Source organism: Aeromonas caviae (assembly GCF_000819785.1).
Taxonomy (GTDB): domain Bacteria; phylum Pseudomonadota; class Gammaproteobacteria; order Enterobacterales; family Aeromonadaceae; genus Aeromonas; species Aeromonas caviae.
The window spans coordinates 49,801-69,990 of sequence record NZ_CDBK01000110.1 but is presented as its reverse complement, the minus strand read 5'-3'; the positions used below and the strand labels follow the sequence as shown (position 1 = coordinate 69,990).

The 20,190-nt window shown below is 64.7% G+C and carries 22 protein-coding genes, 1 tRNA gene and 1 other annotated feature; of the genes, 13 read left to right on the top strand and 10 right to left on the bottom strand.

Annotated features, from left to right (window positions below; all coding sequences use genetic code 11):
* Nucleotide 1: 1 nt before the first annotated feature.
* From otnI to ltnD, 4 genes are read right to left on the bottom strand one after another with little or no spacing between them, the layout of a single operon-like run.
* Nucleotides 2–775 (bottom strand): 2-oxo-tetronate isomerase, encoded by a 774-nt coding sequence (gene otnI, locus BN1120_RS20110; protein ID WP_042017722.1) that lies wholly within the window; start codon nucleotides 773–775, stop codon nucleotides 2–4.
* On the bottom strand, nucleotides 772–1,404 hold the full coding sequence (gene otnC, locus BN1120_RS20105; RefSeq protein WP_041214644.1) for a 3-oxo-tetronate 4-phosphate decarboxylase: 633 nt from the start codon (nucleotides 1,402–1,404) through the stop codon (nucleotides 772–774). The genes otnI and otnC overlap by 4 nt, the downstream gene beginning before the upstream one ends.
* Entirely contained in the window at nucleotides 1,397–2,647 is a 1,251-nt protein-coding gene (gene otnK / locus BN1120_RS20100; protein WP_042017721.1) for a 3-oxo-tetronate kinase, read from the bottom strand. Before otnK ends, otnC begins: the two co-directional genes overlap by 8 nt.
* A complete protein-coding gene (gene ltnD, locus BN1120_RS20095) occupies nucleotides 2,644–3,552 on the bottom strand; it encodes an L-threonate dehydrogenase (protein ID WP_042017720.1) in 909 nt (302 codons plus the stop codon). Before ltnD ends, otnK begins: the two co-directional genes overlap by 4 nt.
* 256 nt (nucleotides 3,553–3,808) lie before the next feature.
* Between ltnD and BN1120_RS20090 the strand changes: the two genes are divergently transcribed.
* A complete protein-coding gene (locus BN1120_RS20090) occupies nucleotides 3,809–4,603 on the top strand; it encodes a DeoR/GlpR family DNA-binding transcription regulator (RefSeq protein ID WP_042017719.1) in 795 nt (264 codons plus the stop codon).
* Between the two features lie 45 nt (nucleotides 4,604–4,648).
* Here the strand turns inward: BN1120_RS20090 and BN1120_RS21890 are convergent, their stop codons facing one another.
* The 5 genes from BN1120_RS21890 to BN1120_RS20070 all read right to left on the bottom strand — a co-directional run bounded on the left by BN1120_RS21890 (nucleotide 4,649) and on the right by BN1120_RS20070 (nucleotide 8,405).
* Nucleotides 4,649–4,804: an entericidin A/B family lipoprotein gene (locus tag BN1120_RS21890; protein ID WP_010673301.1), complete on the bottom strand. Its 156-nt coding sequence runs from the start codon at nucleotides 4,802–4,804 to the stop codon at nucleotides 4,649–4,651.
* A gap of 16 nt (nucleotides 4,805–4,820) precedes the next feature.
* A complete protein-coding gene (locus tag BN1120_RS20085) occupies nucleotides 4,821–5,879 on the bottom strand; it encodes a PQQ-dependent sugar dehydrogenase (RefSeq protein WP_042017718.1) in 1,059 nt (352 codons plus the stop codon).
* 160 nt (nucleotides 5,880–6,039) lie between these two features.
* Nucleotides 6,040–6,864: a polyphosphate kinase 2 gene (gene ppk2, locus BN1120_RS20080; RefSeq protein WP_010673303.1), complete on the bottom strand. Its 825-nt coding sequence runs from the start codon at nucleotides 6,862–6,864 to the stop codon at nucleotides 6,040–6,042.
* Nucleotides 6,865–7,126: 262 nt separating this feature from the next.
* Nucleotides 7,127–7,203 (bottom strand) — tRNA-Arg (locus BN1120_RS20075).
* A gap of 50 nt (nucleotides 7,204–7,253) precedes the next feature.
* Nucleotides 7,254–8,405: a flagellar assembly protein FlgT gene (locus BN1120_RS20070; protein ID WP_042017717.1), complete on the bottom strand. Its 1,152-nt coding sequence runs from the start codon at nucleotides 8,403–8,405 to the stop codon at nucleotides 7,254–7,256.
* Between the two features lie 265 nt (nucleotides 8,406–8,670).
* On the opposite strand from BN1120_RS20070, the gene BN1120_RS20065 reads away from it, so the two are divergent.
* Complete coding sequence (locus tag BN1120_RS20065) at nucleotides 8,671–9,291, top strand: FlgO family outer membrane protein (protein ID WP_010673310.1); 621 nt, start codon at nucleotides 8,671–8,673, stop codon at nucleotides 9,289–9,291.
* Nucleotides 9,292–9,379: 88 nt separating this feature from the next.
* Nucleotides 9,380–9,805, top strand: coding sequence for an LPP20 family lipoprotein (locus BN1120_RS20060; protein WP_010673311.1), 426 nt, complete (start codon nucleotides 9,380–9,382; stop codon nucleotides 9,803–9,805).
* Between the two features lie 624 nt (nucleotides 9,806–10,429).
* Here the strand turns inward: BN1120_RS20060 and pheA are convergent.
* Nucleotides 10,430–11,602: a prephenate dehydratase gene (gene pheA, locus BN1120_RS20055; protein ID WP_010673312.1), complete on the bottom strand. Its 1,173-nt coding sequence runs from the start codon at nucleotides 11,600–11,602 to the stop codon at nucleotides 10,430–10,432.
* A 38-nt stretch (nucleotides 11,603–11,640) separates the two neighbouring features.
* Nucleotides 11,641–11,774, bottom strand: a sequence feature (Phe leader region).
* A 191-nt stretch (nucleotides 11,775–11,965) separates the two neighbouring features.
* Here pheA and BN1120_RS20050 point away from each other — a divergent pair.
* The 10 genes from BN1120_RS20050 to BN1120_RS20005 all read left to right on the top strand — a co-directional run.
* Entirely contained in the window at nucleotides 11,966–12,565 is a 600-nt protein-coding gene (locus BN1120_RS20050) for an HAD family hydrolase (RefSeq protein ID WP_042017716.1), read from the top strand.
* Nucleotides 12,566–12,681: 116 nt separating this feature from the next.
* Complete coding sequence (locus tag BN1120_RS20045) at nucleotides 12,682–13,545, top strand: adenine nucleotide alpha-hydrolase family protein (RefSeq protein WP_162183368.1); 864 nt, start codon at nucleotides 12,682–12,684, stop codon at nucleotides 13,543–13,545.
* An 88-nt stretch (nucleotides 13,546–13,633) separates the two neighbouring features.
* Complete coding sequence (locus BN1120_RS20040; RefSeq protein ID WP_039041373.1) at nucleotides 13,634–14,188, top strand: DUF3157 family protein; 555 nt, start codon at nucleotides 13,634–13,636, stop codon at nucleotides 14,186–14,188.
* A 178-nt stretch (nucleotides 14,189–14,366) separates the two neighbouring features.
* Nucleotides 14,367–14,996 (top strand): outer membrane beta-barrel protein, encoded by a 630-nt coding sequence (locus BN1120_RS20035; RefSeq protein ID WP_039041374.1) that lies wholly within the window; start codon nucleotides 14,367–14,369, stop codon nucleotides 14,994–14,996.
* A 173-nt stretch (nucleotides 14,997–15,169) separates the two neighbouring features.
* The gene (locus tag BN1120_RS20030; protein ID WP_010673317.1) at nucleotides 15,170–16,114 is read left to right on the top strand and encodes a YbgA family protein; all 945 of its coding nucleotides are present in this window, start codon (nucleotides 15,170–15,172) and stop codon (nucleotides 16,112–16,114) included.
* Between the two features lie 139 nt (nucleotides 16,115–16,253).
* Nucleotides 16,254–17,141: a MerR family transcriptional regulator gene (locus BN1120_RS20025; protein ID WP_042017714.1), complete on the top strand. Its 888-nt coding sequence runs from the start codon at nucleotides 16,254–16,256 to the stop codon at nucleotides 17,139–17,141.
* On the top strand, nucleotides 17,138–18,562 hold the full coding sequence (gene phrB / locus BN1120_RS20020; RefSeq protein WP_042017713.1) for a deoxyribodipyrimidine photo-lyase: 1,425 nt from the start codon (nucleotides 17,138–17,140) through the stop codon (nucleotides 18,560–18,562). Before BN1120_RS20025 ends, phrB begins: the two co-directional genes overlap by 4 nt.
* A gap of 1 nt (nucleotide 18,563) precedes the next feature.
* The gene (locus BN1120_RS20015) at nucleotides 18,564–18,992 is read left to right on the top strand and encodes a nuclear transport factor 2 family protein (RefSeq protein ID WP_010673320.1); all 429 of its coding nucleotides are present in this window, start codon (nucleotides 18,564–18,566) and stop codon (nucleotides 18,990–18,992) included.
* Nucleotides 18,989–19,723, top strand: a complete 735-nt coding sequence (locus tag BN1120_RS20010; RefSeq protein WP_042017712.1) for an SDR family NAD(P)-dependent oxidoreductase — start codon at nucleotides 18,989–18,991, stop codon at nucleotides 19,721–19,723. Before BN1120_RS20015 ends, BN1120_RS20010 begins: the two co-directional genes overlap by 4 nt.
* On the top strand, nucleotides 19,720–20,190 hold a 471-nt coding region (locus BN1120_RS20005), incomplete at its 3' end, for an NAD(P)-binding protein (RefSeq protein WP_042017711.1). The genes BN1120_RS20010 and BN1120_RS20005, both read left to right, overlap by 4 nt.

Sequence of the window (20,190 nt, the reverse complement as noted above, 5' to 3'; positions counted from 1 at the left end):
GTTATTGTTGTGTCAGCCAGCCCAGCCCTTCCCGGGTGCCGGCTCTGGGGTTGTATTCGCAGCCTATCCAGTCGTGGTAGCCAGCCTGCGCCAGCACCTTGAACAGGTGGGGGTAGGCGATCTCCCCCTCGTCCGGCTCGTGGCGAGCGGGCACCGAGGCGATCTGGACGTGGCCGATGGCCGGGCCCAGCTTGCCGATGAGACGGGTGAGATCCCCGTCCATGATCTGGGCGTGATAGAGGTCGAGCTGCACCCCCACGTTGGGTCTGTCTATCTCCTGCACCAGGGCCAGGGCGTCGAGCTGGTGGGCCAGGAAGTAACCGGGCACATCCCTATCGTTGAGCGGCTCGAGCAGTACCTTGATGCCGTCTTCGGCCAGGAAGTCGGCGGCGAAGCGGATGTTGTCGATCAGGGTCTGGCGGTGGGCCGAGAGGCTATGAGCAGGGTCCACGATGCCGCTCATGGCGTGTACCTTGGTGCAGCCGAGCGCCAGGGCATAGTCACGCACGCTTGGCAGGTGGGCGCGAAACTCCGCTTCCCGCCCTGGGATGGCGGCCATGCCGCGCTCCCCCGCGCCCCAGTTGCCCGGCGGCATGTTGAACAGGGCCTGGGAGAGCCCCTGCTCGCGCAAGCGGCGGCCCAGCTCTGCGGCCGGCCACTCGTAGGGGAAGAGGAACTCCACCGCCTCGAAGCCTGCGTCGCGGGCGGCGGCGAAGCGCTCCAGGAACGGCACCTCGGTAAACAGCATGGTGAGATTGGCGGCAAACTTGCTCATGGTTTCATCCTCCTCAATTCATCAATTTCGGGTTCGCTCAGGTAGCGGATGGAGTGGCCATGAAGCATCAGTGCCAGGCGCGCCGTCTCCTCCAGCTCTTCCATGTTGTTGACCGCATCCACCAGATCCTTGCCCGTCACCACGGGGCCGTGGTTGGCAAGCAGGAAGGCGTTGCCTTCGGGGGCGCGGCGCCCCAGCTCCTCGGCGATGCGGGCATCCCCCGGTTTGTAGTAGGGGATGAGCGGCAACTGGCCGACCCGCATCACGTAGTAGGGGGTGAAGGGGCGGATGACGTTGGCCGGATCCAGCCCCTCCAGACAGGAGAGGGCGGTCAGGTGGGTGCAGTGCAGGTGCACCACGGCCCGGCAGTCCGGATTGTTGTGGTAGATGGCGAGGTGGAAGGCCACCTCCTTGGAGGGGCGATCACCTCCCAGGTGTTCCCCCTGCAGGTTGACGTGAGAGAGCCTGTCGGCGCTGAGCCGTCCCAGGCAGGAGCCGGTCGGGGTGGCGATCAGGGTACCGTCCGGCAGCAGGGCGGAGAGGTTGCCGGCGCCCCCGGTGGCATAACCGCGCTGGAAGAGGGAGGCCCCCAGCATCACCATGGTGTCGCGCAGTGCCTGTTCAGTCATGGAAGTACTCCTGAGCCTTGTCGAAGAAGTCGTCGCTCCCGAAATTGCCGGACTTGAGGGCCAGCGAGAGGGGGGCGTCGATGGCCCGCACCCAGGGCACACCGGGGGCGATCTGCGGGCCTATGTGGAACGCCTTGACGCCGAGGGCCTGGGTGACCCGGCTCGAGGTCTCGCCACCGGCGATGATGAAGCGGTCCACGCCGGCGCCTTGCAGCAGTTGGGCGAGGCGGGCAAAGCAGTGTTCCACCGCGTCGCTGGCCGTCTGCTGGCCGTGGGTTTCCTGAATGCGGGCCAGCTCAACCGGGCTGGTGGTGGCGTAGACCAGCGGCGCCGGTGTCCGGGGCTGGTCCAGTACCCAGCGCGCCAGCTCGGCCGGGTAGTCGGCATCCTCGAGGCAGCGCACCACATCCAGCGCCAGGGCAGGAGCGTGCTGGCGATAGCGGGCCACCTGACGGTTGGTCATCTCGGAGCAGGAGCCTGACAGCACCGCGGCGCGGGTGCCTCTGGGCCAGCCCGCCTCGCGGGCACCCTGCAGATCGCCGCTGCCAAGCTGACGGGCCAGGCCGATGGCGAGGCCGGATCCGCCGGTCACCAGGGGCATGTCGAGGGCGGCGGTGGCGATGTCCAGCAGGTGCTGCTCGGTCAGGGTGTCGACCACGGCGTAGCGCACACCAGCTTGCGTTAGCTGCTCAAAGGCGTCGGCAATGGCGCCGGGACCCTGTGAGATGGTATTGAACGGCACCAGACCGGCGCGGCCCTGGGCCTGCCCCTCCATCAGCCGCAGCAGGTTGCTGTCGGTCATGGGGGTGATGGGGTGATGGCGCATGCCGGACTCGGCCAGCGGCTGGGTGCCGACGAAGAGGTTGCCCTGATAGACGGTGCGACCGTTCACCGGCAGGGCCGGACAGATCAGGGTAAAGCTCTGGCCAAGCGCCGCCAGCAGGGCGTCGGTGACGGGGCCGATGTTGCCCGCTGCCGTGCTGTCGAAGGTGGAGCAGTATTTCTGGTAGATGCGCGGGCAGCCGCGGGCCTTGAGCCAGTCGAGGGCCGCCAGGGAGTCGCGCACTGCCTCATCGGCCGGGCAGGAGCGGCTCTTGAGGCTGATCACCACGGCGTCGACCCCGGTCAGATCCGCCTCTGCCGGGATGCCGGCAAACTGGATGGTGGAGAGGCCGTTCTCCACCAGGAAACCGGCGATGTCGGTGGCGCCGGTGAAGTCGTCTGCGATGACTCCGAGTTTCATGCTTGCTCCTCCTGACCCGGCAGGGTGATGCCTGAGAAGATCTTGATGACGGCGCTGTCATCTTCCAGACCGTGGCCCGCGTTGCTGGCACCGAGGAACATGTTCAGCGCCGTGCTCGCGAGCGGCAGCGGGAAGCGCAGCGCCTTGGCGGTGTCGGCCACCAGGGTGAGATCCTTGACGAAGATGTCCACTGCGGAGCGGGCCTGGTAGTCACCGGCCAGCACCCGGGGCATGCGGTTTTCAAACATCCAGGAGTTGCCGGCGGCATGGGTCACCACGTCATACATGAGATCCAGGGACACGCCTGCCCGGCTGGCCAGGGCCATGGCTTCGGCGGCCACCGCGATGTGCACCCCGGCCAGCAGCTGGTGGATGATCTTGACCGTGCTGCCCTGACCCGGCTCGCTGCCGACCCGGTAGACCTTGCCGGCCACCGCATCCAGCACCGGGGCCAGCTTGTCGAAGGCTGCGTCTGAGCCTGCGGCCATCACCGTCATCTCGCCGGCATCGGCCTTGATGGCACCACCGGAAACCGGCGCATCCAGCATCGGCAACCCCATCAGCGCCAGCTCGGCGGCCAGGGCGCTCGCCTCTTCGGCGGCTATGGTGGAGGAGACCATGATGGCGGTGCCCGGCTTCAGGTGGCGAGCCAGCCCCGCTTCGCCGAGCAGGATGCGGCGCACCTGGGTGGCGTTGACCACCAGCAACAGTACGGCATCGAGCGTCTCGGCCAGGGGCCTGGCATCGGCCATGACGGCGGCGGCACCGGCCTGCTGCAACTGGCCGCGGGCCTGTTCGCTGAGGTCGATGCCATAGGTGGTGAGCCCGGCCCGCAGGCAGGAACGGGCGGCGCCCATGCCCATGGCGCCCAGGCCGATGACCGCAACATGATAGGGAGTGCTCATCTCGTGATTCCTCGATTACGACTGATGAGCAGATAGTAGAGGCTTGCGGCGATGAAATATCAGGCAGGCATCACAAAAAATAACTTATTGAGTGTTAATTTTTGTTATTTATGAAGGTTGAGATTCTTTCGAGTCAAATTTTGGCGTTTTTATTGTGAATAAATGTGATTTGTGAGCCCGTTTCAGGTTATTTATCATTTTTTCCCAGGTCGCTGGGGTAGAATGGCACCTTCCTTTTCCCGAGGCGCGAGGCAAGATGATTCCCGTAGAGCGACAGCAACGTATCCTGCAACTGCTGGCAGAGCGCGGCGTGGTCAGCATAGTGGAGCTGACCGACTGGCTGCAGGTCTCCCACATGACCATCAGGCGCGACATCCAGAAGCTGGAGGAGCAGGGGAGGGTACTCTCTGTCTCCGGCGGGGTCAGCCTCTCCCAGCGGATCAAGAGCGAGCCCTCACACGCCGCCAAGCGCAGCCTGATGCAGGGGGCCAAGCTGGCCATTGCCCGGCTCGCCGCCGCCCAGGTGAGCGAGGGGAGCACCGTCTATCTGGATGCCGGTACCACCTCCCTGGAGCTGGCCCGGGAGCTGGCGCTTCGGGAAGACTTGATGATAGTGACCAACGACTTCATGGTCTGCGCCTACCTCATCGAGCACGGCCGCTGCCGCCTCTATCACACCGGGGGTCAGGTCATTCGCGAGAACCAGTCCTGTGCCGGGGAGGCCACCGCCCACTTCCTGCGCAACCTCCATCTGGACATCGCCTTCCTGTCAGCCTCCTCCTGGGACAGTCAGGGGATCTCCACCCCGAGCGAACAGAAGGTGCCGGTGAAGCGGGCCGTGGTGGAGTCGGCGGCGACCCGCATCCTCATCTGCGATTCGTCCAAATATGGCAAGGTGGGGACTTTCAACGTGGTGAGCTGGGATGCGATCGATCAGGTGATCACCGACGAGCAACTGCCCCAGAGCGCCCGCGAGGCATTGGCACAGCACGGGGTCAGGGTGACCATGGCGCCGCTGGCCAGTCTGGCGGCCGGCGCCGAACAGGGGTAAGGAAAGGGGCGACAGGGGGCGAACCACAGCGCCACCTGACCGGGATCAGCGACCCTCTGCGGCCGGTGCGTCCGTCAGTTTGGCGGAGCCCTGGATCACCTCCCCCGCCTTCTCGATGTCCCGTCCCATCCCGTGGATGGTGTTGCAGCCCAGCAACCAGAGGCTGGTGCACAGCACCAGCAGCATGCGATTCGTCTTCATCCTTGCTCCTTTCATGCTATGGGGTCAGTTTGAGCAGGCGCCCCTGGCCTGAATCCGTCAACAGGTAGAGGGCGCCGTCGGGGCCCTCCTTGACGGTACGGATCCGCTCCCCCAGATCGGTCAGCAGCCGCTCTGCCGACACTATCTTGTCTCCGTCGAGGTGCAGGCGCAACAAGGCCTGACCGCGCAGGGCGCCGACGAACAGATCCCCCTGCCACTCCCTGAACAGGTTCCCCTGATAAAAGGCCATGCCCGAGGGTGCGATGGAGGGCACCCAGATCCAGCGCGGTGCCGTCATGCCCGGCGCGCTCTGGCCCACGCCAATCTTGCCGCCCCCGTACTCCTCGCCAAAGGTCACTCTGGGCCAGCCGTAGTTGTGGCCTGGCAGGATGAGGTTCACCTCGTCCCCGCCCTGGGGGCCGTGCTCGTGAGCCCAGAACTGCTGGCTGCCCGGACGCAGGGCGGCCCCCTGCATGTTGCGATGACCCAGGCTCCAGATCTCCGGCAGGGCCCCCGGCGTCTTGACGAAGGGGTTGTCGGCGGGGACCCGGCCATCCTTGTGCAGGCGCACCGTCTTGCCGAGGTGGTTGTCCAGCGTCTGGGCCCGCTCCCGCTCGCTGTAGCGATCCCCCAGGGTGATGAAGAGGTGGTCATCCGTCAGCACCAGGCGGGAGCCGAAATGGGCGCCGCCGACCACCTTGGGCTCTTGGCGAAACAGCAGTTGCCAGTCGACGAGGGCCTCTTTTTGCAGCCGGGCCCGGGCCACGGCGGTGCCAGCCCCCCCGTCCCCCGGCTCGCTGTAGCTGAGATAGAGCCAGCCATCGCCGTCCAGGGCGAGATCGAGCAGGCCCCCCTGACCCGTGGCGGCGAGGGGCGGCAGGCCGGAGACCACATGGCGGTTGCCACCCGCATCGATGCGCAGCAGACGCCCAGGGCGCTCGCTGACGAGGTAGCCGCCATCCGGCAGGAAGGCGAGCCCCCAGGGGTGGCGTAGCTCCCCCGCCACCGGGGTCAGGGTCAGTGCCCGCACCGGGAGCACCAGGCAGACAAGCAGCAGGGCAAACAGTCGCAACATGGGGGCCTCCTCGCTCGGCCAGACCTGAATGTCGCTGAAGTATAGGGGAGGCAAACGGGAAAACGTGAGCAACAACAAGCCATTGGATGATACCGGCAGCGCCGGTTGCCCCTTGAGGCTGGAAGGGAAAGGGGGTGAGCCAGGGCTCACCCCCCTCTGGCTAGAAGAGGGCTGGCACGATGCGAAGCGGGTGATCCGATGGTTTGACTTTGCCTATCTTGCGCTTGGGCAACTTCACCGGCTCGGCTGGCAGCGCCTCGTAGGGGATGTGCGCCAGCAGGTGGGAGATGATGTTGAGGCGCACCCGTTTCTTGTCCTCGGAGTGGGCCACGAACCAGGGGGCCCAGGCGGTGTCGGTGGCGATGAACATGGCATCCCGCGCCCGGGTGTAGTCATCCCAGCGATCGAAGGACTTGATGTCCATGGGGGAGAGCTTCCAGATCTTGCGGCCATCGTCGATGCGATCCCGCAGCCGCCGCTCCTGCTCTTGTGGGGTCACCTCCAGCCAGTACTTCAGCAGAATGATGCCAGAGTCCACCAGGGCTTTTTCCACCATGGGGGTGCCAGCCAGGAATTTGTCGCTCGCCTCCTCGCTGCAAAAACCCATGATGCGCTCCACCCCGGCCCGGTTGTACCAGCTGCGATCGAAGATGACGATCTCCCCCGCCGCTGGCAGATGGGGGATGTAGCGCTGGAAGTAGAGCTGGCTCTTCTCCCGCTCCGTGGGGGCAGGCAGTGCGACGACCCGAAAGACCCGGGGGCTGACCCGCTCGGTGATCGCCTTGATGGTGCCCCCCTTGCCGGCCCCGTCACGCCCCTCGAAGACGATGCAGACCTTGAGCCCCTTGTGCACCACCCACTGCTGCAGCCTGACCAGCTCCACGTGCAAGAGGCGCAGCGCCTTTTCGTATGCCTTGTTGCCAAGGGGCTTTTGCGCCTCGGCCACGACCGGTTCTTCCGTTCTGGATTTTCGTTTGCTGCCCATGATGTCCTTCTCTGTGTCTCGGCGAATGGAGGGCCGTCCTGCCGGACGGCGCCCTTCAAGGGTAGATGACGGTGTGCCGCCACCGGGAGTGGCAACTACAGGGGGATGGCCGGGATCATCTTTGGTGGGGCTCGCGGGGTTGTTGGTGGCAGTGAGACATTGAAGAGGGGGGGGCGGGACCTGGCCGCCATGGATGCAGGGGAAATGGCGCAGAAACGCACAAGGGGCTGGCATCATGACGATGCCAGCCCCTTGCTGTGTATGGTGTTCCCGACTGGAGTCGAACCAGTGGCCTGTCCCTTAGGAGGGGACCGCTCTATCCTGCTGAGCTACGGGAACCTTGTGGCGGGCATTATACAAGAAGCATTGTGCTTTTAAACCCTTGATTCCTATTCCAATACGGCCAGGTCACCGATTTGGACATTGAACGGCGAATATTTGTTCTGACTGCTGATGATGGCGCCATCCTCAAACACCTGCACCACCTCGAACAGACCGTCTGCGGGGTTGCGCATCACCCTGGACTTGCCATAGGGGTCGACGAAGTCGGCGCTGTGCTGGACCCGGAACTGGTCCCCGAGCTTGACCCCGTTGCGGCGGCCCAGGTTGATGTGGGGGCCGCGCTCGTGCTGGGCCACGATCCGGGCGGTGACGGGGGCACAGGCGAGTTCGGCGGCAATGTCCTGGGCCGCCTCCTTCAACTGGTAGCCCACCTCCTGGCCAAAGCTCGACTGCCAGAACTGGCCACCGCTGCTGCCCACCTGCTCCCGCTTGGAGAAGGTCCAGTTGGCGCGGCCCTTGTACTCCTTGCGGCCGAGCAGGCTGCCGTTGATGCCGTCGAACAGGTAGAGCTGCATGGAGAAGTTGCGCACAGGATCCTCATACCAGCTGGTGAGGGCGTTGCCCTGGGGCTCGAGGGAGAGGTCGTCGATGCTGCCGAGCACCAGATACTGGCTGTCGGTGCGTAGGCTCAGGGCCTTGATCTCCTCGAGGGCGCTGCGATCCCCCTGTTGCAGATGGAGAGGATCGATGCGCAGGTTTTCGTCCAGCCACTGGCGAGCGACCACCTGGGGCGTCGTCGCCAGGGTTTCAAACAGCCGGCGGGAGAGATCCGCCGGCATGTCGTCCAGGGCACCGGTGCTCGCCTGGTCCGGGTAGCGCATGCGCAGGCGCACCAGCGTCAAATCCTTGGCGTAGTGCTGGGTCTGGCAGATCTGCCGCTCCGCCTGGATGTCGGCCACGAGGGTGATGTACATGCGGCCGTTGCGCACCTCTTCGCGCTTGAGGCGGTACTGACGGATGTCACCGCCGGAGCGGATCTGGATCTGCTCGGAGCGCAGGCTGCCGTTTTCCAGGCGCTGGATGCTGGAGACGGAGGCACCGCTGGCCAGCAGCGCCTGGCGCAGGGCATCCCGGGTCGCCTGCTCGCGGGCGTAGACCTCGTCGCCCCCCAGAATGGCGGCACTGCCCTGGGCCTCGATAGGTTCGGCCCTGGCCGACAGGCTGGCCAGCAGCAGGGTGAACAGCAGCGAAACTTTCATAACAAACACCTTGAGTGGGCGACCCCGCTGCCGCCGGTGGGGCGGGTCAGGGATCCTGGACACAGATCCGGTCTGGACCGGAGCGGGTGACCAAATAAAAGCAAGAACCATGCCTTCTTCCCTGGCCGGAGCCCGTACGGCGGGCTCCGGTGGCACAGTACACGCCTTTGCCCGGGGATCATCGAGGATCCTGCGCGCATTCCCGCCTCAAGTGTTGGCGGTTGCGACCGATAACAGGTCAGGTGCAGATACAGGAAAGGTATCCATGAAGAGAGTTATCACGGTGCTGGCGGTGGCGCTGGCATTGGTCGGTTGCGGGTCGGCCGACCCCATCAATCGGGAGCTGGGAGACCCTCGCCAGGCGGCGAAGGGGATGGAGCTCAACTGGCTGGTGGCCCGCATGACGGATCAGCTGATGGAGCGCAAGTCTCTCACGACCCTGACCGAGCCCATTGCGGTCGCCTCCTTTGTCGATCTCGACACCCTGAAGGACACCAACTGGATGGGGCAGCAGATCGAGGAGAGCTTCATCTACGAGCTGAACCGGCGCGGTGAGGTGGTGGTGGATTTCAAGACCACGGGCAACATCCAGGTGACCCCGCAGGGGGACTTCGTGATGAGCCGCAACTACAAGGATCTCTCGTCCCGGCTGCCCATCTCCCGCATCCTGACCGGCACCTTCAGCCGCAATCAGCAGGGGATCCTAGTCAACGCCCGCATCATCGATCTACGCACCAAGATGGTGGAGACCACGGCCCAGAGCCTGATCCCGAAACAATATTTGTCCGGTGCCAGCAACTCCTTTGGCCGGGCCTCCATCAATCGCGGTTACCTGATGCGGGGGGGCCAGAGCCCGTCCGGTCATCTGGTCAACCTGACCCCTTGAGGTGGCGCGTCATGAAGCGTGAAGCGGGCTGGCTGACATTGAGCCGTGAAACATCGTGTATGGTGAACAGGAAAGCGGGGAAACAGCGATGAAAATCTTGTTGGGTTGCCTGATGGCCATGTTGCTGACGGCGTGCAGTGGCAACCGGGTGGTGAACTATGACGTGGGCGAGAAGCCCGATGACTTCCCGGTGCTCAAGGCGGTGGGGTATGCGGTGATCGACATCCAGCCCGGTCCCTCCCAGTCCGAGAAGATGTTGCAGGCGATCCGCGCCTCCAAGATGGACGCCTACCGGGAGCTGGCGGAGCAGCTCAACGGCCAGCAGGTGCGCGGCCAGAGCAGCTACAAGGACCTGACACAGACCTCCAACTCCCTGGATGTGTCGGTGGCGGGCATGGTGCGCGGTGCCCGGGTGGTGGCGACCTATCCCCGTGGCAACACCTATGCCACCGAGCTGGAGCTCGATACCCGCAACCTCTATCACCTGAACCAGCTGATGGCGGGCCAGTTCTAGGGCGGGTCCGGGGGGCGCCGGCATGAGCCCGGCGATCATCACGGCACAGACAAAGGCGAGCGCAGGCTCGCCTTTTTGTTTGGTCGGGAAGGGGCTCGGATCTGCGGGGGATAACCGGAGTTGGCGCCTTGGACGGGATAGGGCCTGCGGTGAGGGTAACCGGGGTTGGTGCGTGGGCGGTATAGCGTCTTGGGAGGATAAACGGGGATGGCGTCTTGGGGGGGAGCTGATCTTCGGCAGGAGAAACGGAGTTGATGGGCCGGGCGGGATCCGGCCTGTGGCGAGGAAAAAGGGGGCTGAAGTAGAACAAGAGGCGCCCGGACGCCGGAATGGCGGCTTTTTTGTTTAGGAAAATCTAACGATATCACCATGTCGTTAAATAAAGTCAAACGATAGAAAGGCCCTGCAGGCGGCAAAAGGGGGCCGCAACGGGAGGAAGATGGCCTGATGGTGAGTGGAAAGACAGCCGCGCCAGGATCCCGGGTCCACGAGGAAGGGGGTGGAGGGCGGTTTAACGCCGGAAGGGAAGGGCGGGACTGGGCCGCGTCTCACGGGGAGGGCGCAGAGAGCACAAAGGCGAGCCGGGGCTCGCCTTTGTGTAGCAGGGGCGGGATCTGCTCCCCATCAGCTTCCCATCAAGACGGGCGGCACGGCGGTCGGCTTGACGTCTTCGCTCGGGTAGCAGCCCAGCACCTTGATGTAGCGGGTGATCTTGGTCAGCTCCAGCAGGGCGGCCTGCATGGCCGGGGTCTGCAGGTTGGCGGAGACATCCAGGTAGAACATCTCCTCCCAGGGGTTGCCCTGCACCGGACGGGATTCCAGCTTGGTCATGTTGATCTCGTGGCTGCGCAGCACCAGCAGCGCCTCCACCAGGGAGCCCGGCTTCTGGGAGGTGGACATGATGAGGGTGGTCTTGGCCGGGATCTGGGGCGCCACGTCGATGGGCTTGCGCGCCACCACGATGAAGCGGCTGTAGTTCTCCTTCTGGTTGGCGAGCTGCTCGGCCAGCACGTCCAGGCCGTAGAGCTCGCCGCCTGCGGCGCTGCCGATGGCCGCCGCTTCCGGGCTTGCCAGCTCCTTGACCTTCATCATGGCGCTGGAGGAGGAGTCGCAGATCTCGTGGCGCGCCCCTTCCAGCTTGCTGAGGTAATGGGAGCACTGCTGGAACACCTGGGGATGGGCGTAGAAGGTCTTGATGCGTTCGATCTCGGTGGGCACGGCGGTGAGGATGCAGTGCTCGATGGGATAGGTGAGCTCACCCACGATGGAGAGGGTGGTGTGCTGCATCACGTCGTACACCTCGTTGATGGATCCCGAGCTGGTGTTCTCGATGGGCAGCACCCCGAAGGCGGCACGGCCCGACTCCACGGTGTCCAGCACCTCGCGGAAGTTCTGGCAGTTCACCTCGATCACCTGATCCTTGTAGCGGGCCAGGTACTTGCGGGCGGCCAGGCTCGAGTAGGAGCCGCGCGGTCCCAGGTAGGCAACGCTGGTCATGGGCTCCTGCTGCTGGGGGTTGAGCAGGCTCTGCAGGTAGGCCTGCTGGGAGAGCACGGAGTCTTCGATGATGGTGTGGTAGATGCGGGTGATGTACTGGGCATCCAGTCCGAGGGCGCGCCCTTTCTGGATCAGGGCGACCAGCAAGTCCTGTTCGCGCTGGTGGTCGCGGATGGGACGGGGATTGGCCTGCTTGGCGCGGGCGACCTCGATGCTGAGGGTCTTGCGTTTGGCCAGCAGGGCGAGCAGCTCCTGATCCAACTGGGTGATGTCGTGTCTGATCTCGTCGAGCGTTGCCATGGTGGTTCCCTATCCAGTGATTCTGTGGTGTGTGGTGCAAAAAAAAGCCTCCGCTGGGGAGGCTCGATTCGTCTTTGGTTTCTGTTTACGCGAATGGTTCACGTGACGACGGGCCTTCCCTCATGTGGGCCGGGTAAACGAGAAAACAAAGAAGAATGGTGTGTTCATGGGCGTGTCCTGAATGTAACGCCATAACCATTAAGGGATTTGGCGGTGCGATGCAAGTAAAACTTGCCCGGGGGCGTTGAACGGGGCAGGGTGGTGGCTCGGGTTGCCGGGGGAGAGTGAGCGTCGTTCTAGTCCCTGTTTATGGCAACCGCCGTGACCACATCCGTGGCAACAACACATAGAGGGGACGAGACGATGGCGGTGATCTTCGATCTGGGCAGGGTGGTGGTGCGCTGGGATCCGGTGGCCATAGTGAGTGGGGTGCGCGGACCCGAGGGGGCGACAGCGATCGCGGAGCAGCTGTTCAACCACCCGGACTGGCTGGAGGTGGACAGGGGGACCCTCTCTCTGCACACCATGGCTCGTCAGGCGCAGGGGCGCACCGGCCTGTCGATGGCGGAGAATCTGGCCATCTTGCAGGCGGTGCCGTCCTCCCTTGTGCCGGATCCCGCCATGGTGGCGCTCATCGAAGAATTGCACGGTGCAGGCCACCCCCTCTATGCCCTCTCCAACATGGGGCACGCCAGCATCGACTGGCTGGAGCAGCATCAGTCCTTCTGGCGCTTCTTCAGCGGCAAGGTGGTGTCGGCCCGGGTGCGGATGCTCAAACCCGAGCCCGACATCTACCGCTATCTGCTGGTGTCGTTCGACCTCAAGGCTGGGGAGTGCCTCTTTATCGACGACAGCCCGGCCAACGTGGCGGCGGCCGAGGCGCTCGGTCTGCGGGGGCTGATCTTCACCGATCCGGCCCGGTGCCGGGCGCACCTGATCGCCAAGGGGCTGCTGCCTGCCTGAGGGGAGCCAGTTTCGCTTCGCAGCGAAAAAAAAGTGGGGAAAGCGTTGATTTGGAGCAAATAATGTACAGTTTTACCCGCACTCTTTAAGTGTATATTCAGCTTGGGGCGGGCAAAATGGTATCCAGTTCATCATCCGGAGTTGTTGTTATGGATGCCAATGTCGTTGCGCTGAATCGGGGATACGATCAGACCTTTCAATCCAGGGAACAGAGGCTCATCAACACCCTGGCCGGTTACAGCGAACTGCTTGTCTCCTTCTCCGGCCGACTGGAATCCTGCTACAGCATGGATCTGTGCCGGGCCAGCGGGGTGCGATTTCGCGCCATCACCCTGGACAACCCCACCCTCAGCCGCCAGTCGGTGGCCAGGGCACAGCGCTACTGCCGGCACTACGGCATCCCCCATCAGGTGCTCAAGACCGACGAGATGATCTTCAGCGCCCACCTGGGCCACCTCGCCGAGGTGACCGACCCGGTGCGCTACCTCTGCCAGCAGCTCGAACATGAAGAGGGCCCGCCGCTGCTGATGTCGGCCTCGGTGGAGGAGAAGCGGGAGTACCTGCGTCGCTTTCACAGCCTGCCCGCCAACACCCTCTGGATCTTTGCCGAGCAGGGGATGACCAACCGGGATTTTCGCTACGGCTTTCACCAGCGGCAACTGGCGCTCTGGGGAGACGTGGGGGAGGCCTGCCTGAGCCGGCGCTTTGTCGATATGACCTCCCTGGACAGGCGGCACCTGCGGATGGTCGACATGGCCGAGCAGATGCTGGTGGACATGGGGCTGGGGGGCGCCCAGGTCTTCTTCCATACCCTGGGTGACAGGGTCACCACCCTTGCGAGGATCCGGGTGCCCGAACGGCTGCGGGCCCTGGTGTTCGACATGCAGCCCACCATCCAGAAGGCCCTCAGGAGTGCCCAGTTCGATCTGGTGACCCTGGATCTGGCCACGCTGGAGGATCCCCACCCCCTGGTCATCTGAGCCGGGGCGTAACGTGAGGGGGGTCATAGGCAAGGAGGGCACGACTCTTTATACTGCCCCCTTCGCATCCTTTATCGAGTGCCTGCCCATGAAACCCCTCTCCCGACTGCTGGTCGCCCTCTGTCTGTGCCCTCTGCTGGCCGAGGCGGCTCCCCTGCACCAGATCACCTTGCCGGATGGTCGCCAGGTGCAACTCAATGACGATTTCACCTGGGAATACCTGCTGGTCAAGCCGGCAGCCACGGTAGCCGGTCAGGCAGTGACGGCGAGTGTCGCGGCCCCGGTGCTGACCGAGCAGGCCATGGCCCATCCCGACTTGCTCTCCCAGGCGACCCGGGACGGCATCACGGTGAAGCTGGACCAGGTGGCGGGGGACGATCCCCTCAGCCTGCAGTTCGTGGTGAGCAACACCGGCAGTCGCAACGTGGTGCGCGTCAACGGCAGCCTGACCCTGTTCAGCGCCGACGGGGTGCAGCTCTCGAGCGAGCCCGTGCGCTTCTGGGTCGGGGAGAACCGCCTGCCTGACTCCTACCTGCGCAAGGGGGAGGCACGCGCCTCCCGGGCCATCGAGCTGGCACGACCCGCCGGCCTCACCGGCAAGCCGCTGGTGCGGGTGCAGATCGACGAGGTGGAGTTCCGCTAGGATGACGGCGGGGGAGCCCTCGCTCCCCCGCAGAGTGTTGCACCGGTAACCGCCAGCAATATCCGCTTACATCTGACATGGTTTGGCAACAGCTTGCTCCTCGGCGTTGCCCCCTTTGCCCGTCACAATGGCTCCATTCCAGTTAGGTCCGCCTAACTCAACCCATGGAGTCAACAAAATGCAAAAGATCGCACTGTCTGTTCTGGTTCTGGCCGGTCTCTCTTCCACCTCCGTCCTGGCGCAAGATGCCTTCAGCTATGCCAAGGGCTCTGCTACCTGGGCCCACACCAAGTCTGACTACATCGGTGGCAAGGATGGGGAGAACCGCGACTTCGGCGGCCTGAGCCTGGATCTCTCCAAGAGCTTCACCAGCAATGTCTATGGCCGGATCGGCAGCGAATACACCTCCCGCAGCAGCGGCAACGACAGCATGGCCATCTCCAGCCTGGGGATGGGTGTCTACACCCCCCTCAGCACCGGACTGAACCTCTACGGTGAAACCGGCCTGATGGGCTACAGCCTGGAACGGGAGCTGGCCTCCGACGTGAACCACTCCGGTTGGGATACCCTGGCCCGCAAGAAGAGCGGCAGCCTCTACGGAGAAGTGGGCCTGCGCTACGACATCGGCGCCGTCGAGCTCTCCACCGGCTATCGCTACGCCAACATGACCGACGACATGCACGACTTCAAGGCGGGGGCGGCCTACAAGCTGACCCAGAACCTGGCCCTCACCGCCGACTACACCTATCGCAACTGGGATCTGCAAAAAGGCTCCATCTCCAGCCTGGGTGTGAAATACAGCTTCTGATCATCCTTCCTGCTGGGTCTTCACCTTTACCCATGACTTCGGTCATGGGTTTTTTTTATGGGGGCTGATCCGCCCGCCGCCCCCTGGCCGTATCAGTTCGCAATAGTTATACAGCTTCCAATCTTTTGTATAACTGCTATAACTTACTCAAGGCTTATACAAGGGGCTTCATCATGTACAAGATAAAGGTCGGTATCAGTGCCTGTCTGCTCGGTCAGGAAGTGCGCTTCGACGGGGGCCACAAACGATCCAGTTTCTGCGAACGGGATCTGGGTGCCCATTTCGACTATCACCCCGTCTGCCCCGAGATGGCCATTGGCCTGGGCGCACCCCGCGCCGCCATCCGGCTGGTGAAGCGCCAGGGCGAGGTGCGGGCCGAGGCAAGCAACGGCAGCTTCGACGTCACCGACAAGCTGATTGCCTTCAGCGAGCAGAAGGCACGCCAGCTCGACTTCCTCTCCGGCTACATCCTCTGCGCCAAGTCCCCCAGCTGCGGCATGGAGCGGGTGCGCATCTATGGCGCCAACAACGAGGGGAGCGCCAAGGAGGGGGTCGGCCTCTTCGCCAAGGCGCTGATGGAGGCCAACCCCCTGCTGCCGGTGGAGGAAGATGGCCGCCTGTGCGACCCCATCCTGCGGGAGAACTTCGTGCTGCGGGTCTTCGCCTATCACGACTGGCAGCAGCTTTGCGCCCGGGGGATTACCGCCTCAGCCCTGATCCGCTTCCATTCACGCTACAAGTACCTGGTGCTCTCCCACGCCACCACCCACTACCGGGCGCTGGGGCGCCTGCTCGCCAACCTTGGCAAGGCCAACCTGCAGGAGGTGGCCGACAGCTACATCCAGGGGTTGATGGCGGCGCTGACCCTGCGGGCCAACCGCCGCAGCCACACCAATGTGCTGATGCACCTGCAGGGCTACTTCAAGCGGGTGCTGACCCCGGCCCAGAAGCAGGAGCTGTGCGACACCATCGACAAGTACCGCACCGGGGTCTTCCCGTTGCTGGTGCCCCTTACCCTGATCCGCCACTACCTGCGCGAGTACCCGAACCCCTATCTCGCCGAGCAGGTGTACCTCAATCCCCATCCCGACACGCTGAAATTGCGTTACGGGCTGTGAAGGTGTGGCTGGATTTGGCCGATCAGGCCTACCTCGACCTTCATCCCGACACGCTCAAGCTGCGCTACGGGCTCTGAACCCTCTGTGCAGGCCCTGGTGGATGACCGGGGCCTCTTCCCAACGTTTGATGGACTCTTTCATGTCTGATGAATCACAAGCCGCCGCGCCTCTCCCCGACGAGGGTGTCTACCCCATTCGCGAGGTCTCCCGCCTCACCGGCGTCAACGCCGTCACCCTGCGCGCCTGGCAGCGCCGCTACGGGCTGGTGCAACCGGCCCGAACCGAGAAGGGTCATCGCCTCTACAGCGAGCAGGATATCCGCCAGATAGGCGAGATCCTGAGCTGGCTGGAGCGGGGGGTGAGCATAGGCCAGGTGAAGGGGCTGCTGAGCGAGCCCCAGAGTGCGCCAGTGAGCGATCACTGGCAGCAGACCCTGGAGCTGTTCAGCCAGGCGCTGCTTGCCTTCAACCAGCGCAAGGCGGAGGCCGAGCTTGGCGATCTGCTGGCGAGCTACCCCTTCGAGCTGGTGCGCAGCCGGGTGCTGCAGCCCCTGGTGGAGCGGCTGCTGGGTCTGTGGCGCGAGCGCCCCGATGGCGAGCTGCTGCAACAGGTGTGGCTCGGCTGGCTGCATACCCGCTTCGCCCGCCACCTCATCGAGCAGGAGAAGGGCGTCCCCGTCACCCTGGCAAGCTGGGGGCAGGTGGGGCCGCTGGATCTGGTCTGGGCTGCGTATGAGCTTATCGGTCAGGGTTATGAGGTGCAACTGCTGGGGGCGGTGGAGCCCCGCCATGCCACCCTGCTGGAGGGGCGCGCCACTCCCCCCTGGCTGATCCTGCTGGGGGCTGGGCTCGGCAAGCAGGACCAGGCAGCCGAATGGCCTGCGGGTACCCGCTTCTTTGGCGAGCTGGGACGCCTCTACGATGAGCCGTGGCGGCGTGCCCGCAACTGGCACGCCACCCTGGCAGAGGTCAGTGTGACGCCCCGCACTGCCAAGGCGAAGGGCAAGGGCGGGAGAACACCGTCATGAGGCTGGTCTGGTTTCGCAACGATCTGCGTCTGGCCGACAACCCGGCCCTGCGCCACGCCTGCGCCGGAGATGAACCGGTCGCCGCACTCTTCATCGTCTCGCCGACCCAGTGGCAGACGCACAAGCTGGCCCTGGTCCGCCAGCGCTTCATGCTGGCACAGGTGGATGCCATGGGCCGAGAGCTGGCGGCCCTCGGCATTCCGCTTCATTTGCTGCGGGTCGAGACCTTTGCCGAGGTGCCGACGGCGCTGACGGCGCTCTGCCGGGATCTCGGGGTGAGCCAGCTCTACGCCAACCAGGCCATCGAGATTGACGAGCTGCGCCGCGACCACGCCGTCAGCGCCGCGCTGGGGGAGCAGGGCCTGACCAGCCACTGGTTCAACGGCTGCTGCGTGCTGCCGCCCGGTCGGGTGCTGACCGGGTCGGGGGAGATGTTCAAGGTCTTCACCCCCTTCAGCCGCGCCTGGCTCAAGGCTCTCGAGGAGGATGGCTTCGTCATTCACCGTGCCCCCGCACCACGCGGCGAGCCGTTGCCGTGGCTGCCCCTGGCCGAGCGGGAGTGGGTGGACGACGGGCTGGGGGATCTGACGGCGGACACCCGCTGGCCGGTGGGGGAGGCCGAGGCGAGCCGCCGGTTGCACGCGTTTCTGGATCAGGCGGTACTCGATTACGGCGAGACCCGGGACTTTCCGGCGCTGGCGGGCACCTCCGTGCTCTCCCCCTATCTGGCGGCGGGCATCATCAGTGCCCGCCAGTGCGTGGGGGCACTGCAGCAGCGTCTCGGCTACCGGCCCCAGTCGAAGGCCCAACCCGGTTTTGTCTGGCTCAACGAGCTCATCTGGCGCGAGTTCTACCGCCACTTGCTGGTGCTGATCCCGAGCCTCTCCATGAACCGCCCCTTCAAGCCGGAGACGGCGGCCCTGCCGTGGAGCTGGGATCCGGATGCCTTCGCCGCCTGGTGCGAGGGGCGCACCGGCTACCCCGTGGTCGATGCGGCCATGCGCTGCCTCAACGCCACGGGCTGGATGCACAACCGGCTGCGGATGATAGTGGCGAGCTTCCTCACCAAGGATCTCCACATCCACTGGCGGCTCGGGGAGGACTACTTCATGAGCCGGCTCATCGACGGGGATCTGGCGGCCAACAATGGTGGCTGGCAGTGGGCGGCGGGGACCGGGGCCGATGCGGCGCCCTATTTCCGGGTCTTCAACCCCACCACCCAGGGGCAACGATTTGATCCACAAGGGGAGTTCATTCGTACCTGGGTCACTGAGCTGGCGGATGTGCCTGCTGCCTATCTCCACGAGCCCCACGGCTGGTTGCGGCTCAAGGGGCGGCAGGATTATCCGGCCCCCATGGTGGATCATGCCGTTGCACGGGTGAGGGCCATCGAGATATTCCGCGAACTGGAGAAAAACTAGCATGAATGACGCGCTGGCCCGCTTTGTCATCCTCTACCTGCAATTGGACAAGCATCAGTTGCACCGCTTGCCGGAGGTCTATGCCGATGAGGTGCTCTTCATCGATCCTGCGCACCGGATAGAGGGGCTGGCCGCGCTCACCCGTTACTTTTCCTCCCTTTATGAGCGCCTTGCCCAGTGCAGTTTCGAGATAACGAGTCAGCAGCAGTCGGGCAACGAAGCCTGGCTCGCCTGGGTCATGACCTTCTCCCACCCCAGGATTGCCGGTGGCCGGGCTGTCAGGGTCGAGGGGGCCACCCGGCTGACGTTCGACTCCTGGGGCAAGGTGTGCCTGCACCGGGACTACTTCGATCTCGGGGCCATGCTCTACGAGCAGTTGCCGCTGCTGGGGCCCGTGGTACGGGCCATCAAGGGGAGGCTGGGGACATGAGCGGCCGGGTGCTGATCACCGGGGCCACCTCGGGCATCGGCCGCCAGCTGGCGCTGGATTATCGGCGCGCCGGCTGGCAGGTGTGGGGTTGTGGCCGGGACGAGGTGCGCTTGCAGGCACTGGCCGAGCTGGGGATCACCCCTTTGCGATTCGATGCGCGCGACAGCGCCGCCACGGCCGGGGTGGCCGCAAGCCTGCCCGTCCTCGACCTGCTCATCCTCAATGCGGGCAACTGTGAATACATGGATCCGGCAGAAGGCTTTGACGGCGCCCTGTTTGCCCGGGTCATCGAGACCAACCTCATCGCCACCGGCAACGCCCTGGCCGCCTTGCTGCCGCGGCTGGGGGCGGGTGGACGGCTTGCCATCGTCAGCTCCTCGGTGAGCTGGCTGCCCCTGCCACGGGCGGAGGCCTATGGCGCCTCCAAGGCGGCCCTCGATTATCTGGCGGATACGTTGCGCCTGGATCTGGCCAGCAAGGGCATCGGGGTGACCCTGATCCGCCCGGGCTTCGTGCAGACGCCGCTCACCGACAAGAATGATTTTCCCATGCCCTGCCTGGTGACGGTGGAAGAGGCTTCCCGCGCCATCATGACGGGGCTTGCCGCCGGTCGCCACCAGATCCACTTTCCCCGTCGCTTCATCTGGCTGCTGCGCCTGCTCGGCGCTCTGCCGACGGGGCTCTGGCTGCGCCTTGGCCGCACACTCGTTTCGAAAGGACGCCCTTCATGAAGAAAAAGATCGCCATCGTCGGCTCCGGTATCTCCGGTCTCACCGCCGGTTTTCTGCTCCACAAGCTGCATGACATCACCCTGTTCGAGGCGGCGCCGACCCTGGGAGGCCACACCGCCACCGTGGAGGTGGAACAGGCTGGGCGCCACTATGCCATCGACACCGGCTTCATCGTCTTCAATGACCGTACCTATCCCAACTTCCTCAAATTGCTGGAGCGCATCGGGGTGGGGCGCCAACCCGCCGAGATGAGCTTCTCGGTCAAGAGTCCCGAGGGGATGGAGTACAACGGCCACAACCTCGATACCCTGTTCGCCCGGCGCCGCAATCTGCTGAGCCCGCGCTTCTATCGCTTCGTCGCCGAGATACTGCGCTTCAACCGGGAGGCGCGGGCCTGGCTGGCCGCGCATCGCCAGCGGGAGCTGACCCCCGAGCTGACCCTGGGGGACTTCCTGCAGGCGGGGGAA

What these genes read in the sequence shown, in the direction of transcription:
- BN1120_RS20070 (WP_042017717.1), bottom strand. Translation starts at nt 8,405, where the DNA reads ATGAAAGTTTCGCTGCTGTTCACCCTGCTGCTGGCCAGCCTGTCGGCC.
- BN1120_RS20050 (WP_042017716.1), top strand. Translation starts at nt 11,966, where the DNA reads ATGGCGGTGATCTTCGATCTGGGCAGGGTGGTGGTGCGCTGGGATCCG.
- ltnD (WP_042017720.1), bottom strand. Translation starts at nt 3,552, where the DNA reads ATGAGCACTCCCTATCATGTTGCGGTCATCGGCCTGGGCGCCATGGGC.
- BN1120_RS20035 (WP_039041374.1), top strand. Translation starts at nt 14,367, where the DNA reads ATGCAAAAGATCGCACTGTCTGTTCTGGTTCTGGCCGGTCTCTCTTCC.
- otnK (WP_042017721.1), bottom strand. Translation starts at nt 2,647, where the DNA reads ATGAAACTCGGAGTCATCGCAGACGACTTCACCGGCGCCACCGACATC.
- BN1120_RS20060 (WP_010673311.1), top strand. Translation starts at nt 9,380, where the DNA reads ATGAAAATCTTGTTGGGTTGCCTGATGGCCATGTTGCTGACGGCGTGC.
- BN1120_RS20085 (WP_042017718.1), bottom strand. Translation starts at nt 5,879, where the DNA reads ATGTTGCGACTGTTTGCCCTGCTGCTTGTCTGCCTGGTGCTCCCGGTG.
- BN1120_RS20015 (WP_010673320.1), top strand. Translation starts at nt 18,564, where the DNA reads ATGAATGACGCGCTGGCCCGCTTTGTCATCCTCTACCTGCAATTGGAC.
- otnC (WP_041214644.1), bottom strand. Translation starts at nt 1,404, where the DNA reads ATGACTGAACAGGCACTGCGCGACACCATGGTGATGCTGGGGGCCTCC.
- BN1120_RS21890 (WP_010673301.1), bottom strand. Translation starts at nt 4,804, where the DNA reads ATGAAGACGAATCGCATGCTGCTGGTGCTGTGCACCAGCCTCTGGTTG.
- ppk2 (WP_010673303.1), bottom strand. Translation starts at nt 6,864, where the DNA reads ATGGGCAGCAAACGAAAATCCAGAACGGAAGAACCGGTCGTGGCCGAG.
- BN1120_RS20040 (WP_039041373.1), top strand. Translation starts at nt 13,634, where the DNA reads ATGAAACCCCTCTCCCGACTGCTGGTCGCCCTCTGTCTGTGCCCTCTG.
- otnI (WP_042017722.1), bottom strand. Translation starts at nt 775, where the DNA reads ATGAGCAAGTTTGCCGCCAATCTCACCATGCTGTTTACCGAGGTGCCG.
- BN1120_RS20090 (WP_042017719.1), top strand. Translation starts at nt 3,809, where the DNA reads ATGATTCCCGTAGAGCGACAGCAACGTATCCTGCAACTGCTGGCAGAG.
- phrB (WP_042017713.1), top strand. Translation starts at nt 17,138, where the DNA reads ATGAGGCTGGTCTGGTTTCGCAACGATCTGCGTCTGGCCGACAACCCG.
- BN1120_RS20065 (WP_010673310.1), top strand. Translation starts at nt 8,671, where the DNA reads ATGAAGAGAGTTATCACGGTGCTGGCGGTGGCGCTGGCATTGGTCGGT.
- BN1120_RS20025 (WP_042017714.1), top strand. Translation starts at nt 16,254, where the DNA reads ATGTCTGATGAATCACAAGCCGCCGCGCCTCTCCCCGACGAGGGTGTC.
- pheA (WP_010673312.1), bottom strand. Translation starts at nt 11,602, where the DNA reads ATGGCAACGCTCGACGAGATCAGACACGACATCACCCAGTTGGATCAG.
- BN1120_RS20045 (WP_162183368.1), top strand. Translation starts at nt 12,682, where the DNA reads ATGGTATCCAGTTCATCATCCGGAGTTGTTGTTATGGATGCCAATGTC.
- BN1120_RS20030 (WP_010673317.1), top strand. Translation starts at nt 15,170, where the DNA reads ATGTACAAGATAAAGGTCGGTATCAGTGCCTGTCTGCTCGGTCAGGAA.
- BN1120_RS20010 (WP_042017712.1), top strand. Translation starts at nt 18,989, where the DNA reads ATGAGCGGCCGGGTGCTGATCACCGGGGCCACCTCGGGCATCGGCCGC.